We start from the raw sequence: 14,641 nt of genomic DNA on the forward strand, positions 1-14,641 counted from the left end.
GTTCCTGATAGTACGCTAAGCTGGAACGAAGAAGGAACCTGAGCACCCATTCTACATAATGGGCTCATTTGTGATCGATCCCGATTGCTTTCAAATTTGCTTGCGTGAAAGCACACATGATGGTTCACGGCACGACACCATCTGGGATCGCACGATGGTGCTACTACAAGGCATGGAGGAGTTCGAATGCGGCGCGGGAAGCCGCGCGTCTCGGCCTGTGACCCATTATGTCGGAGGGCCATCTCGCTCCTTGGGACCGTCACTGATCCTCGCCGCTGATCTTGCGTCCCGCTGGCCCAAGCCCCACATCAGCATAGCCTCAGGGTCCGGGCTCCTCTGGCGAGCGGGTCGCCGCTCGCGATGTCGGACTGCTTCTCTTGCGCCACGAACGCGACCGCAACGGAGGATCCACCATGGACTTCACCGTCTTCCGGACCACCGCACCCGCTTACTCAGGCCGGCTCCTGGCTACCCTGATCAGACTGGCAGTCCTGACTGCCGCAGGGGCCGTTCTGCTGGCACTTGTCCTCGTTGGCTTCTTCGTCGTTCTCCCGCTGATGCTGGCTGGCGGCATCGCGTCGTATTTCTACCTTCGCCGTCGCGTGCGTCGGGCACGGCAGCGCGCGCGGAACGACGTGATCGACGCCGAGTATAAGGTCATCGAACACTGATAGTGCTCGGTTGAATCCGCTTGGGTTGCCGAGAACCCTGCTCCTCGCGACAACGTTGAGATAGACACGCGTTCAATCTTCGCTGAAGTCAGCGTGCTCAATGGCGGACGAACTCACCATGCAGCCCGAGGGGAACAGTCGGCTGACGGCCGAAGATGCCGGACGCATCGTTGCCGATGCCGCGCACCGCTACTTCGATAGCCGCCGGTCGCGCGTCGATGCCTTCGTGGACCGCCACTTCTCGCTTGCCGGATCGGCGGCGATCCATCGCAAGGCAGTTGGATGGGACATGCTGAAGGCGCCCGCCAACATCACCCTTGCGGTGCCGCAGTTGGCCGCGAAGCTTGCGGCGGCCGGCGCCCAAGCTGTCGGCGCCAAGCGGGCCGCAACGTATCTCGGCTCCCGCAACCTGTTGTTCGACACGGCCGTCGGCCGGGAGATCGAGTGGCTCATCATGACCGAACTCCTGGAACTGCCGTTCCGGCAGGGGGAGCGGGAGTCTCGCAAGGATGCCCTGTCCGAGACCATCCTGTCCGCCCCCGAGCTTCAGGAGACGCTGAACGAGACCCTGCGCGCGATCGGGCGGCGCGGCGGCGATCCTGTCTTCCGGCAGCGGCTCGAGGAGGCCATGACGACCTATGCCGGGACACGTGCCGCGGCGGCAGAGATCACGACAGCGCTGATGACGGTCGGAGCCGGAGCCATCGCCGTAAAGCAGGCTACCCCCGGTGTGATGACGCTCGGGCCGGCCCTCGCGGCCGCGCTGGCACAGCAGGCGGCAATCGCATCCTTTCCTCTGGGTGCTGGCCTGGGCAGCGTGTGGTACGGCGTTTTCCCCGCGGCCGCATCTCCGGCGCTGATCGGCGGGATCACCGTCGGGCTCCTGGCGGTCAGCTCCATCGCGGCCGCCTTCGCGGGCATCCTGGCCGATCCGATCCAGCGCCGTCTCGGGCTGCACCATCGTCGGCTGCTCCGCCTGATCGATGCCCTGGAACGCCAATGGCAGGCCGAGCACGAGGAGTCGGGTTTCACCGCCCGCGATCCCTATGTGGCGCGATTGCTCGACCTCTTCGATCTTCTGGGCAGCGCCTATCGGCTCGCAAGAGCATAGGAACGTCCAGATCGAAGCTACGGCAGGGCCCCGTAATCGTCTGCTGCCATGGTGCCGGACGATCACTTCACTCCCGTGCGTCAGGCCGCCACAGCCCCTCCGGTAAATCCCGGAATAGCCAAGACAGGCAGGTCGAGCTAAGTCATTGGACGGAAAACATATTTAGAGCGATTCCAAAAGGGCGAATCTCCTGTGATCGTCTGCTCCTGCAATGTCTTCTCGGATGGCGAGGTGCGTGCCTGCCTCAACCCGGGCCCCGACTGCCCCCGCACTCTGGCTCAGGTCTACCGCTGCCTCGGCTGCGGGCCTCAATGCGGGCGCTGCGCCACCACCATCCGCTCCATCATGGATGAGACCCTCGCCCGGAAGCATACCTGCTCGGCGGATTGCGAGACCTCCTGTCCCCTGACCCAACAGGCCAACTCCAACGAGCCCAAGAAGCTTGAGAGGTGGCGCCGCCGCTCTATTCTCAAGGGCTGATCGACAGGAGGATCGGCCATGAAGGGCGACACCAGGGTCATTGAGTACCTCAACAAGGGGCTTCGGCACGAGTTGACGGCCGTCAACCAGTTCTGGCTGCACTACCGCCTGATGGAGAACTGGGGCTACAACGACTTGGCCAAGAAGTGGCGCGAGGAGTCCATCGAGGAGATGGTGCACGCGGATCGCTTCGTTGAGCGCATCATCTTCCTCGAAGGCTTCCCCAACCTCCAGGACCTGAACCCGCTGCGGATCGGCCAGAACGTCCAGGAGGTCATCGAGTCCGATCTCGCCATCGAGTACGAGGCGCGCAACCTCTATGCCGAGGCGGCGGAATACTGCGTGTCGATCGGCGACCGGGTCTCCAAGGACCTGTTCGAGGAGCTGATGGCCGACGAGGAAGGCCATATCGACTTCCTGGAAACCCAGCAGACCCTGATCGAGCAGATCGGCATTGAGCTCTACTCGCAGAAGCACGTCGGCAAGCCCGAGAAGACCGAGCATTGATGATCGAGCCTGTAGCCGACGTCCTGCGCACGAGTGCCGTTCGTCCCGGCTGTCCCCTATCGCACGACACTGCGTCCGATGCTCATTCTTGAGAGGAGCCATCGTTTATGCGGAAAACCGGGTCCACTTTTCGCTGACGCGGCCCTTCGGGTCACGAGCGTGGCCCTTCGGTTCCGCACGATGCGCTAGCTCAAGTACTCCCAAGACCCAAGCGGGCTCGACTTGGGCAACTGCACTACGGTGAAGACAGCCTCGCAGCCCTCACCATCGAAGCCGGTGAGACGCTCGTTTCTCCTCGAAACGGTGAATCCATCACCAGGATCAAAGCAACAACCAATCCGATTGCCCCCATGTGGAAGGCGATCAGCGTCATTCCGATGGCATCCAGTTTATGGCGCCCGTTCATGATCATTGCGCCGACGATGAAGACGGCCATCGCCCACCAGAACACCGGAGGCACACTCTTTGTAGCGATCTCGAGCCGGCTCTGGCGCAGATCTTCCAGCTTCTCCACGTAAGCACGTAAGGCGCTGGCGGCCGCGGGATTGTTCGCTGCCACCGTGTTGACCTGCGCTACGAGCGACGCCATGGCACGATCTGTTTCCTCTGCAAGCGAGGGCTCACGCTGGGCGAGTGTCTCCCACTCTACGGAGACCGCCGATCTGACATAGTCCTTAACGCGCTCACTCGCGATTGACGCATCCTCGGTCCCCAAAGCCTGGAGGTCTCGAACAAGCCGCGCGATGACCGAAGCTTCGCGAAGCTCCGCGTCATCAGCCTTCCCGAGACTGGAGCGGACTTCCGTCAGCACTAGAGCGAGAACGAAAACGGAGAATGCCAGAAGACTTCCATGGACCACATCGGCCAGTTTGCTGTGGCTCTCTAACGCCTCGTCGTGAGGTGAAAAGAGAAGCGGCCGCGAGATCCGGGCGAGAACAAGGGCAAGAACGGCGGTGCTGACCGCTCCCCCGACGAGAATGACCGCATCGCTGCTATGAGCGATCAGCTTGTATAGCCAGTCCATGATCTCCGCCGCCTCGGCAAGCAGTATAGCCAGTCACTCACGTGCGAGGAAGACACTCGGTTCCATCTACGCGGCAAGCAGTATCAGGATCGCCAACTGGAAGCAGTGGATCTGCCTGATAGGCATCGCACTTTCGGAGGGGCCATGTTCTTGCTACGTACTCAGTTGCCGTGTCATTGGGCATGTATAGACGCTCCTGGTGACGCAAGAAGAATCTTCGGATTGGTGCAGCGCGTGGTCAGGGCTGACATGTGTGCGGCCTCTGATGCGGCTCTTCCCATAACGCGGGCCCGGATGGGAGTACGCAACAGCCTCACAGCCGCGAGTGCTCACGCACCCACAGCCGGAGCCCGATACACTTCACCTCTCGCCAGCAGCGCCCGGACGATGCGGGCCAGCCACGACCCCGTGGGAGCCCCGTTGCGAGCCACCCACCGCACAACGGCACTGGCTCCAATGATCAGCAGGCGGCGCAAGGTCCGCTCGCCCATCTTGGAGATCGCGCCCAGCTTCTGCTTGCCGCCGGTCGAATGCTGCAAGGGTGTGAGCCCGACCCAAGATGCCTTCCTCCGTGCAGGAGAGGTGGCCGACATCTTTGTCACCGGCGATGTCGTCCGTGCAGCAACGGATGACCTCGGCAACTTCACGCTCATGTCGTGTCAGCATGCCCAAAGTCTTGGACGTGTTGCTGGGCATAACGCAGCCGCGGAACTGGTGGGACTGCCGTTGCACCCGTACCGCCAGCCGAAGTACGTCATCTGCCTCGATGTCGGTCCGTGGGGCGCTCTCTACACCGAGGGCTGGGACCGCCAGGTGCGGCTGACGCGCGAGAAAGGCAAGGCTCAGAAGCGGGAGATCAACACGACGTGGATCTGCCCGCCGGCGGCTGATCGCAAGGCGGCCTTTGCCGTCGCCAACCCGGATTATGTGATCGTCCCCTGACGCTGAAAGCCCTCCCCGGCGCCAGCGTTGGGGAGGGCTGTGAAGCCCACGCCTCAGCAAGCGTCGGACTGGCCGATGGTGCAATCTTTTCGCTCAGTCTTGGTCCTGTTTGGGAGCCCAAGACAGCGGCAAGATCGTCTCAGTCTCGATCGGCTCCCGCCGATCGCAACATCCCTCAGGCACCGGCTGTGCGCCGCCTTATGGAGAACAACATGCTTGGAAAGCTTCTATTGATCCTGCCCCTTCTTGTCCTTCCGGACATAGCCTTGGCGAAAAGAGGAGGTGGCTCAGATCGCGACCAAGTTAATCGCCAGATTGAGGCCATGATGCGGGATGGCCGCTGGGAGCGGCTCATTGCTGAAGGTCGGGCCAACAAGCAGGCCTTCGAGGCGCTGCTCCAGGCGCAGGACCAATTGCGGCAGCCCGCAACCGGATACACGGCGACGGATGCGGCCCGCCAGCGTGCAGGGAACTAGATCATGACACGCGCGAAGCAGCATCTGTTGCGCCAACTCGAACGGCCCCGCCGGCACGGCATGTCGTACCTCGTTGCCGCGACGGTCGGCCTGCTCAACATCGCGGCGACCGTCACGACGCTGCTGGCGGTTGATCCTTTGTTCTGATGGCCCATTGAGGAGGACGTCATGCTGAACCATGGGACACCCAAGGCCTACAAGAGGGGCAAGGGCTCCGACGAGGCGGTGATCCGCGAACTCGAGCGGACGGGAACCCCACCTTCGGCGATCATCGAACAACGGCTACCCCACGCAATACCGACCCGCTTGCGCCAGGTCCCGAAGGAGCTTGGCCAGATCGTTCTCGTTCTGCAGGGCGGCGGTGCGCTCGGTGCCTACCAGGTCGGCGCCTACCAAGCCCTGCACAAGGCCGGGGTCGAGCCGGATTGGGTCATCGGCACCTCGATCGGGGCGATCAACGCCAGCCTGATCGCCGGCAATGCGCCGGAGAACCGGCTGGAGCGACTCCGGGAGTTCTGGAGCCGCATGCAGCATAGCCCCTGGGCGGAACTCCTGGGAGCTTGGCCTCTGATGGGACCCTTGGCGTCGAACCTGACGACCATCACACAAGGCATTCCGGCCTTCTTCCGCCCGAACCTGCCGGCTTTCCTCGGCCCGCACGTCCCCCTCGGGTCGGAGGCTGCCGGCTACTACGATACCTCGCCTTTGGCCCGGACTCTCTCCGAGCTTGTCGAGTTCGAGCGGATCAACAGGAGGGAAACGCGCCTGACCGTCGGAGCCGCGAACGTGCGCACCAGCGAGATGCGCTATTTCGACAGCCGCGACATGGATCTCGATGTCCGGCACGTCATGGCGTCCGGCGCCCTGCCCCCGGCCTTCCCGGCCGTGCGCATCGATGGGGACCTCTATTGGGATGGCGGCATCCTGTCGAACACGCCCGTCGAGGCGGTGTTCGACGACAAACCGCGGCGGAACTCGGTCGTCTTCGCGACCCATATCTGGAATCCGCAGGGGCCCGAGCCGGACACGATCTGGCAGGTAATGAGCCGCCAGAAGGACATCCAGTACTCGAGTCGCACCAACAGTCATATCGCCCGGCAGAAGCAGATCCATCGTCTCCGGCATGTGATCGCCGAGCTCGTTCGCAGACTGCCTGAAGCCGAGCGGGAGACCCAAGATGTCAAAGAGCTGGCTGCTTATGGCTGCCTGACCCGGATGCATGTGGTCCGGCTGCTGGCGCCGCCGCTTGATGGCGAGGATCACACGAAGGATATCGACTTCAGCCCGAGCGGCATTCGCGATCGGTGGGAGGCCGGATACGCCGACACGAGCCGCGTTCTGGAGCTGGCTCCCTGGTCCGGCGAATTCGATCCTATGGAGGGCTTTATCCTGCACGAGGCGCGCCCCGGGGCGATGATGACGGCCGGCTAGAGCATCGGACGTGAAAAGTGGAATCCACTTTTGGGGTTCGATCCGATGCTCCGTTCATAGAGAAGCGCATCGTTAGGAGCGGAAAACCGGGTCCACGTTTCGCTGACGCGGCCCTTCGGTTCCGCACGATGCGCTAAGATACGGTCGTGAGGACGGCGGCTCAAAATTATCGAATGAACCGACTTCGGACGGCTCTGGTGCATGAACCTGTCAAGCCAGAGGATTTAGAAGCTCTTGGCCGGATCGAAGGCGCTATTTTGTCGAGGAGATCTATTACGGCCGGAAGTTCCACGCGGCTCTCGGCTATCTGAGCCCGAAGCAGTTTGAGGATCAGCACGCCAGTCGTTCAGGGTGTAATCTGCCATAGACTTCTCCGGCTGCAAACGGCACCATAAGCCCCGCGGGAGGGAGCCGTGGGCGAATCTGACCGTAGATTGCTGGTCATTGTTTGCGCCGATGTGGCAGGCTACTCGCGCCTGATGAGCGAGGACGAGGAAGGCACTTTCGCTCGGCTCCAGAGCCTGATGAGCGAGATTGTCGTCCCGTCCGCCCAACGGCACCAGGGCCGTATCGTTAAAACGATGGGTGACGGATTTCTCGCCGAGTTCGGAAGCGTCATCAAGGCAGTCGGTTTCGCAACTGAGATCCAGCGGAGATGCGCAGAGACCGACAGCATTCTTCGCCTTCGCATTGGCATTCACGTCGGAGATGTCATTATCAAGGACGGGGACGTTTTCGGCGACGGTGTGAACATCGCCGCCCGGTTGCAGGCGCTTGCCGATCCCGGCGGCATTCTGGTCTCACGCCCGGTCCGTGACCATGCACGGGATCACTTCCCCTTCGAGGATGCGGGAGAACAGAGGCTCAAGCACATCCCTCGTCCTGTCCGGACGTTCCGGGTCGCGGGAGAACGGCAGGCGCGTGCAAGACCACGTGAGGCGAAGATCTCGCGGCGGTTGGCGCCTGCCGCCCTATTGATCATGGCGTTAGCTCTGAGCGTGGTGGTCTTTGCGGTGGTCTATTACACCCGCGATCCGCCATCCGTGCGCGTTCTGCAAGGTGAATCGAGCATTGCTGTGTTCCCTTTCGCCAACCGGTCCGGAGATCCTTCGCAAGACTACTTCAGCGATGGTCTTACTGAAAACGTTCTTACCGCCTTGTCCCGATTTCCTCATCTGTTCGTCATCTCCCGCAACTCAACATTCGCCTATAAGGGGAAGGCCATCGACATCACTGATGTCAGACGCACGCTTGGCGCGCGCTATGTCCTGGAAGGCAGCGTGCAGAAGGCAGGAACTCAGCTCCGCGTCACCGCTCACTTGACGGACACGCGGAACCGCGCCCAGGTTTGGGCTGAGAGGTACGACCGCCCTCTTCAGGATCTCTTCGCAATTCAGGATGAGATTGCTGACGAGATCGCATCCCGCTTGGGGACCACAATCCAAAGGGGCGCGGTTGCGGTCAGTTCACAGAAACCGCCGCCTGATCTCACGGCTTATGACTACTATCTGCGCGGTCGAAGCTTGCGGCAACCGAACAGCAAGGAGCAAGCGCTTGAGGCCCGCACTCTGTTCGAGAAGGCCGTTGAACTCGACCCTGCGTTCGCCGCGGCATTGGCCGAGTTGGCCTTCGCCGCCTATCGTGAGGAGGCCTTGGGCTGGGACCCGGCTAACCGCGAGGCTGCGCTGACAAGAGGTCTGGCATTTGCGGAAAAGGCCCTTGCTGCCGACCCGACCCTGCCCATGGCTCACATGGTGATGGGCAATCTTCTCATGCGCAGGCGAGAACATGACGAGGCGGTTCGGTGGCTAAAACGAGCAATTGAGCTGAACCCCAGCGAGGCCGAGTACTATGCCGGGCTTGCGAACATCCTGACCATCATGGGGCGATCTGATGAGGCTATCGCTCTCATGCAGAGAGCTTTCCTGTTAAATCCACTGCATCCCCCGAACTATGACATGTATCTCGGGCGCGCCCTCCTTCTGAGCCGACGGTTCGAGGAGGCCCTCCTCTACCTTCGCGACTGCTCACGCCGGGCGCCTGATTACTGGCCATGCCACTTGTTCTCGGCAATCACATACGCGTATCTCGACCAGCGAGCGGCAGCACTCTCCGCCATTGAGGATTTGCATCGCACCTCCCAGATCCGCTCCGTCAGAGATTTCCTGGACATGGGGGACTATTTGCCCGGACCAGCGCTGGACTTCATGAGGGATGGGCTCGCAAAGGCAGGACTGCCGATGGAGTAAAGCGGGGCTGGATAGCCCGTTCCCACGAAGCAGCTTCTAGCGCATCGTGCGGAACCGGAGGACCGCGTCAGCGACCCGAAGGGCCACGCCAGTGAAAAGGGGATCCGGTTTTCCGCCAGCAGCGATGCGTTGCTCTAGAATGGAAGCATCGGATCAAATCCCGAAAGTGCAAGTCCACTTTTGGGTCTGATGCTCTAGCGTAGAATTCCGGGAAGTTTCTGTGATGATCCCACCATATCACGGGATTTACTTTCAAAAATCCCGCTGGACCCGCAGACGGGCTTCAAGGGCGTCCTCAGAGTTGATGAGGCGGCTTGATGCGGGATCGTTGTCCACGAACACCCGGCCGCGCGGGTCAACATGGCGGTAGAGCGTCTCAACCCCAAGATAGAGTCCGCTCACCGGGAGCCAGCCGAGATTGCTGCCGATCCGCCACTCGGTGGTGTCCGGGAACCCGAGGGTGCCGCCTGCCGGTGTGGTCATGACACTGTGCGCCGGGTATTCAACCACGCCATGGGAGCCGAACATCACCTGCCGGATCTGCGGCGTCCAGTAGTGCATGAACACAGCCGTCACGGCCCAGCCCCGAGACCGGCGCACCTCGCCCGTGGCATCTACATAAGCGTCAGTCTGAGCGAGGGTGATGTCGTTGATCGACGTGTCACCGATGCCGAGGTAGCTCAGCGCGCCTTCCGCATAGGCGGCCTGGAGCCAAAGCTCGTCCCCTTCGGCAATCATGGGCAGTTCTACCTGAAGGCCAGCCTGCACGGCAAAGCCGTACTCAGTGTCGACGAACGGAGCCGGATCCGGTTCGGGCACAAGATTGGCGCTCCGGATCTGGTGCAACGCCGCCGATAGCTGGGCCTTGCCCCAGTCCGGCTCCCACAGCAGCTGCCCGACGAGATCCGGAACGCGCGCGCCAGCCGGGTTGAACTCCTGGCCGGGAAAGGCTGGTCCATTTGGGGGGGCGAACTGCCGCCGCTCGATAGAGTCCTCCAGCGCAATCGTCGCTGACAGATCGGGGCCGAACTTGGCCGTATAGGCGAAAACATTGTTCATGACTTCGGAGACGATGAGATCCGCGAAGTTGTAGTCGTTGGTGTAGAAGTCGAAGAACGATTCCAGGCGGCCCGCAGTCAGGCCGCCGAACTGGACGTAAGCCTCGTCAAGACGTGTCGTGTCGGACCCGTAATTGCCCGTGTTGCGGGTGATCTCGTACTGCGTCTTGGCGCGCAGCAAGCCGTACGATGTCCGGGTGCGGGCGTCGAGGGCGATGCGAGCGCGGGCCCGGAAGCCGATGGCGTCGTCGGCACGGGTGCCTGGTTCAAGATACCGGATTTCCCCCCGGGCCCGACCGGCGATCCGCAAGCAGGTGTCAGTTCCGGGGATGGTGAAGAAACCGGTGCCGTGGGCGGAGCAGATGCGCACAGATTCGACAGGAGCCGCGCTCTTGGCTGGCAGATCGACCGCCTGGGAGCCTGCCGGGACAAGGCACCCGGCGATGATCGCGGCACAGGCGGCTGATCCGGTGCGGATCTCTCGGAATACGCTCATTGTGGTCCCCTTGTTTCTTGCACATGCCGGCCAGGCAATGAGTGGGCAGGGGCCCTGCTCGCCCTGCCCCTGTCCCCTGAGATGTAACCAGTCAGCAAGGCATATCTGTGGATCGTGCCGTTGTGTTCGACACCGCTTGATAAGGAACTAGCATCACCAACCTATCCACGCTAGCGCATCGTGCGGAACCGGAGGTCCGCGTCAGCGAAAAGGGGATCCGGTATTCCGCTCCCAATGATGCGCTGCTCTAGTGGGTTCATTCGAGACGTGCCTTCAGTCCGCGAGGAGGCCGCCACCATCGCCTTGATGCAGCGCGTCTGCTGGCTGGTCGACAAGGTGTCGGCGGACCGGCGGTTCCATGCGGCGGTCCTGCGGCAGCTGCACGTCTTGGCTTGGGCAACAGGCGAGACGTCTCATGAATTTGGGAGTTTAGAGGCTTGTATTTACCAATTGTTGTCTCACCCGCGCGAGAATCTGCTTTCGGCCGATCCTGGTCCAGCAGTCTTTCCGTCACTTCGGCTAACCCGCAGAGGTCTTATGCTTACGTTCCTGACGCGCGCTCACGCGGATGCTCAAGCCAAGCTGGCGGCGCTCGATCGGTCACAGGCCATTATCGAATTCAACCTTGATGGCACCATCATCAACGCGAACAGTAACTTCCTTGCTGCGGTCGGCTACTCGCTTGATGAGATCCAGGGCAAGCATCACAGCCTCTTTGTCGAGCCCGCATACCGGGCCAGTCCGGAATATGCCGAGTTCTGGAACAGGCTGAAGCGGGGGGAGTACCAAGCTGCCCGCTATAAGCGCTTCGGCAAAGGTGGTCGGGAACTCTGGATTGAGGCCAGCTACAATCCGCTTTTCGGACGCGACGGCAAACCCTTCAAGATAGTCAAATTCGCTACCGACATCACCAGGCAGATGGAGGATCAGGCGGATCTTAGGGGTCAGGTTGAGGCGATTGGCAAGTCGCAATCGGTCATCGCGTTTGACCTCGATGGCAACGTCCTGGACGCCAACGACAATTTTCTTGCCGCCATAGGTTACCCGCTTGATGAGATCCGAGGCAGACACCACAGCATGTTTGTCGAGCCGGCCATGCGCGGCAACCCCGACTATCTGGAATTTTGGCGCAAGCTGAAAGCTGGCCAATACCAATCCGGCCAGTACAGGCGCCTTGGCAAGGATGGCCGGGAGGTCTGGATTGAGGCGAGCTACAATCCCATTCTCGATGCCAGTGGGCGGCCGTACAAAGTTGTGAAGTACGCCACCGATGTGACCCAGCAGGTGAATCTACTACTGCATTTGCGTCAGATCATCGACAAGAACTTCGGCGAGATCGATACGGCCCTCGGTCAGTCCAACCGAGAGGCGGTCGAGGCAAATCAAGCGATCATCGGCACCTCCAGCAACGTCCAGATGATGGCTTCTGCGGCGGAGGAGTTGGCCGCGTCCGTGAGCGAGATCGCTCAGAGCATGGCCAATTCCCGTGCCGCGACGGATGCAGCCTTCACGCAGGCAACGAATGCCAGCGAGTTTACGGATAAGCTCTCTGCCGCTGCATCAGCCATGGGCGGCATCGTAGGGCTCATTCAGAACATCGCCGGTCAGATCAATCTCCTGGCGTTGAACGCGACGATTGAAGCAGCTCGTGCTGGTGAAGCCGGTCGAGGCTTTGCCGTTGTCGCCACGGAGGTAAAGAACCTGGCCGCACAGGCGGCTCGGGCAACGGAACAGATCACGACCGAAATCGACGCAGTTCAGAGCGTGTCGAGCGGGGTTGTTGAAGCCTTGGCGAAGATTCAGGGATCTGTTGAGACCATGCGGGACCATGTGGTCAGTGCAGCCGCTGCTGTGCAGCAGCAGAATGCAGTGACCCGGGAGATGTCGTCGAATATGCAGAGTACGGCTCAGGCTGTCAGTCGCATCTCGGGCAACATTGGCGCTATCTCAACGGCCGTGGCCCAAGTGTCCCAGGCTGTCAGCACCACAAAGAATGCCGCAATCGTTCTCGCACGCTAGAGCCTCGGACGTGAAAAGTGGACTTGCCCTTTTGAGATCGATCCGATGCTCGCGATCTGTGAGCAGCGCATCGTTCATGCGGAAAACCGGGTCCACTTTTCAAGCACGATGCGCCAGGGTCGGCTAAGTCTGAGGCGGGGCCTGATGAAAGGCCGCATTGGGTCGAACCAGGTAATCCCCCTGCCCTTCAGGAACGTCCGGTGTTCGCGTCTTAAGCGGACATTCGGCCTGCTTCCGGGATGTGCCAAGAGGCGACCTTCCGACGACTTCAACTGACAAGCCGTTTCGCAGCACTTCCATCGCCCACGGCATCGATTGGCCTACCGACCTGTTCTCCGCATGTGCGAAGGTCTCCGAACCACGCCATATGAAGCTGTGCCTTTGCTCCCTGGATTTACAGCCGCTCCCTCGAGCCCCACATCATTGGGGAGGGAGTACAATGACCGACAAGAAGGATCTCACACGACCACCCACAACTGCTGGCAGTCCAGCTTCGACAATCGACACCTTCCTGGCGGATGCAAAGCGTCTTGGACCGCTAGCCGGCAATGCGCCCCGGGCGCGGCTCGTGTTCGCTCTCGACGCCACCATGAGCCGACAGCCCACCTGGGATCTCGCCTGTCGTGTCCAGGGCGAGATGTTTGCCGCAGCCAGTGAGGCCGGAGGCCTGTCGGTGCAACTGGTCTACTTCCGAGGCTTCGGTGAGTGCCGCGCCTCCCGGTGGGTCGCCGATCCGCGGGCCCTCACCGACCTCATGACGAAGATCAGTTGCCGGGGTGGCCAAACCCAGATTGGGCGGGTGCTCCGTCACGTCCGGACAGAGGCGCGCCAGGCGCCGTTGAAAGTGCTCGTCTATGTCGGCGATGCCATGGAGGAGCCGATCGACGATCTCTGCGCCGTGGCTGGCGAGCTTGGCCTCCTCGGCGTCAAGGCCTTCATGTTCCACGAGGGACATGACCCGGAGGCGGCCCGCGCCTTTCAGGAGATCGCCCGCCTGAGCGGCGGCGCCTATGCCCGGTTCGATGCAGGAGCCCCTCACATCCTGTCCGAACTCCTGCGCGCCGCCGCCGCTTATGCGACGAGCGGCGTCGAGGGCCTCGCGCAGTTGACTGCCGGCAGTACTCAGGCACGCAGGCTGCTCGCTGCCATCACCGGAGGCAAGCCGTGACGCTGCTGTATGGCATCGCGGCCGTTGCTCTCCTCTGGTGGTTCCTGAGCAACTTTGCGCATGCGAACCCTGCCACTCTTGCGAAGGTCCTCAAGGTCATCGGCGGCATTGTGGCGTTGGGTGTTGCCGGACTGCTCGCCGTGCGCGGGCGCATCGACTTGGCTCTGCTGATCGGAAGCCTGGGAGCATGGCTCCTCGGGTGGAGCCGCCTCAATCTCCCCAGTTTCGGCTCGCGTACGCAGCGGGCCTCCGGCAGTACTTCGCGTGTCCGCTCGAGCCTGATCGAAATGACGCTTGATCACGACACCGGCGAGATGGAGGGCTCCGTGCTTGCTGGGGCTTTGGCCGGGCGACAGCTTGCGTCTCTCGATGAGACAAGCTTGTTGAGTCTCCTGGCGGAGTGTCATGCCAGCGACCCTGACGGCATTCGCCTTCTCGAGGCCTATCTCGACCGTCGGTTTCCTCATTGGCGTGAAGACACTCGGAATGAGGAGAAGACACGGTCAGACACTCAGGCCTCCTCGGGCGTCATGACGCCCGAGGAGGCCTACCAGATCCTGAACCTCAAACCGGGCGCCACCCCGGATGAAATCCGACAGGCACACCGGAGCCTGATGAAGAAGATTCACCCGGATCAGGGCGGTTCGACCTATCTCGCGGCGCGCGTGAACCAAGCCAAGGACATTCTGTTGAGCCGGCAGGACGGGTGATCCGTCACGGAGGAGATGCTTTCAAATTCCACATGGGTCCCATTTCCACATGGGTCCAATTTCCACATGGGTCAAAGACGGTCTTTAGGCGTGACCGTGTAAAGGCCCGCTCACCGCGCAAGTGCAGACGTTCGATCTGCTTCGTGCCAGGGGCTGACCCTCCGCAGCGCATCGCAAGGGTCTTCAGCTCCTGATGTCGCTTGCCTGGCCCGACATCAAGCTGCCCCCGGTCAGCCTCCTTCCGGCGCGACGGTTTTTCCGGTCCACTCGGAGTTGACTTCCTCTCAATCCAGGTCTTT

Annotated in this window: 14 protein-coding genes and 1 pseudogene; 12 read left to right on the forward strand and 3 right to left on the reverse strand. The window is 61.7% G+C overall.

The window, feature by feature from the left end; all coding sequences use genetic code 11:
* Positions 1-413 precede the first annotated feature (413 nt).
* From DC522_RS12085 to bfr, 4 genes are all read left to right on the forward strand, one after another.
* Entirely contained in the window at positions 414-671 is a 258-nt protein-coding gene (locus tag DC522_RS12085) for a hypothetical protein (RefSeq protein ID WP_116528955.1), read from the forward strand.
* Positions 672-771: 100 nt separating this feature from the next.
* Positions 772-1,782 (forward strand): DUF6635 family protein, encoded by a 1,011-nt coding sequence (locus DC522_RS12090; protein ID WP_205769620.1) that lies wholly within the window; start codon positions 772-774, stop codon positions 1,780-1,782.
* A 192-nt stretch (positions 1,783-1,974) separates the two neighbouring features.
* Complete coding sequence (locus DC522_RS12095) at positions 1,975-2,262, forward strand: bacterioferritin-associated ferredoxin (protein ID WP_116528956.1); 288 nt, start codon at positions 1,975-1,977, stop codon at positions 2,260-2,262.
* A gap of 18 nt (positions 2,263-2,280) precedes the next feature.
* On the forward strand, positions 2,281-2,769 hold the full coding sequence (gene bfr, locus DC522_RS12100; protein WP_116528957.1) for a bacterioferritin: 489 nt from the start codon (positions 2,281-2,283) through the stop codon (positions 2,767-2,769).
* A 235-nt stretch (positions 2,770-3,004) separates the two neighbouring features.
* Here bfr and DC522_RS12105 read toward each other — a convergent pair whose 3' ends face one another.
* Both DC522_RS12105 and DC522_RS12110 read right to left on the reverse strand, forming a co-directional pair.
* On the reverse strand, positions 3,005-3,793 hold the full coding sequence (locus tag DC522_RS12105) for a DUF4239 domain-containing protein (protein ID WP_116528958.1): 789 nt from the start codon (positions 3,791-3,793) through the stop codon (positions 3,005-3,007).
* A gap of 329 nt (positions 3,794-4,122) precedes the next feature.
* Positions 4,123-4,368 (reverse strand): annotated as a pseudogene (locus DC522_RS12110) (transposase); the annotation flags it as partial.
* 7 nt (positions 4,369-4,375) lie between these two features.
* Here DC522_RS12110 and DC522_RS12115 point away from each other — a divergent pair.
* The 5 genes from DC522_RS12115 (at position 4,376) to DC522_RS12130 (ending at position 8,891) form a co-directional block, all read left to right on the forward strand.
* Positions 4,376-4,735, forward strand: coding sequence for a hypothetical protein (locus DC522_RS12115; protein WP_205769622.1), 360 nt, complete (start codon positions 4,376-4,378; stop codon positions 4,733-4,735).
* Positions 4,736-4,947: 212 nt separating this feature from the next.
* The gene (locus tag DC522_RS12120) at positions 4,948-5,211 is read left to right on the forward strand and encodes a hypothetical protein (RefSeq protein WP_116528959.1); all 264 of its coding nucleotides are present in this window, start codon (positions 4,948-4,950) and stop codon (positions 5,209-5,211) included.
* A 3-nt stretch (positions 5,212-5,214) separates the two neighbouring features.
* A complete protein-coding gene (locus tag DC522_RS34755) occupies positions 5,215-5,358 on the forward strand; it encodes a hypothetical protein (RefSeq protein ID WP_165820134.1) in 144 nt (47 codons plus the stop codon).
* A 21-nt stretch (positions 5,359-5,379) separates the two neighbouring features.
* Positions 5,380-6,642: a patatin-like phospholipase family protein gene (locus DC522_RS12125; RefSeq protein ID WP_116528960.1), complete on the forward strand. Its 1,263-nt coding sequence runs from the start codon at positions 5,380-5,382 to the stop codon at positions 6,640-6,642.
* A 413-nt stretch (positions 6,643-7,055) separates the two neighbouring features.
* A complete protein-coding gene (locus DC522_RS12130) occupies positions 7,056-8,891 on the forward strand; it encodes an adenylate/guanylate cyclase domain-containing protein (RefSeq protein WP_133239264.1) in 1,836 nt (611 codons plus the stop codon).
* 252 nt (positions 8,892-9,143) lie between these two features.
* On the opposite strand, the gene DC522_RS12135 is transcribed toward DC522_RS12130, so the two are convergent.
* Positions 9,144-10,445 carry a porin gene (locus DC522_RS12135; protein ID WP_116528962.1) on the reverse strand — a complete coding sequence of 434 codons (1,302 nt, stop codon included), beginning with the start codon at positions 10,443-10,445 and terminating at the stop codon, positions 9,144-9,146.
* Between the two features lie 537 nt (positions 10,446-10,982).
* Between DC522_RS12135 and DC522_RS12140 the strand changes: the two genes are divergently transcribed.
* The 3 genes from DC522_RS12140 (at position 10,983) to DC522_RS12155 (ending at position 14,342) form a co-directional block, all read left to right on the forward strand.
* Positions 10,983-12,464 carry a PAS domain-containing methyl-accepting chemotaxis protein gene (locus tag DC522_RS12140; RefSeq protein ID WP_116528963.1) on the forward strand — a complete coding sequence of 494 codons (1,482 nt, stop codon included), beginning with the start codon at positions 10,983-10,985 and terminating at the stop codon, positions 12,462-12,464.
* Positions 12,465-12,903: 439 nt separating this feature from the next.
* Complete coding sequence (locus DC522_RS12150) at positions 12,904-13,632, forward strand: VWA domain-containing protein (protein WP_116528965.1); 729 nt, start codon at positions 12,904-12,906, stop codon at positions 13,630-13,632.
* Positions 13,629-14,342, forward strand: a complete 714-nt coding sequence (locus DC522_RS12155; protein WP_116528966.1) for a DnaJ domain-containing protein — start codon at positions 13,629-13,631, stop codon at positions 14,340-14,342. Before DC522_RS12150 ends, DC522_RS12155 begins: the two co-directional genes overlap by 4 nt.
* Positions 14,343-14,641: the final 299 nt, after the last annotated feature.

Origin of the sequence: Microvirga sp. KLBC 81 (assembly GCF_003075415.1) — a bacterium.
GTDB lineage: Bacteria > Pseudomonadota > Alphaproteobacteria > Rhizobiales > Beijerinckiaceae > Microvirga.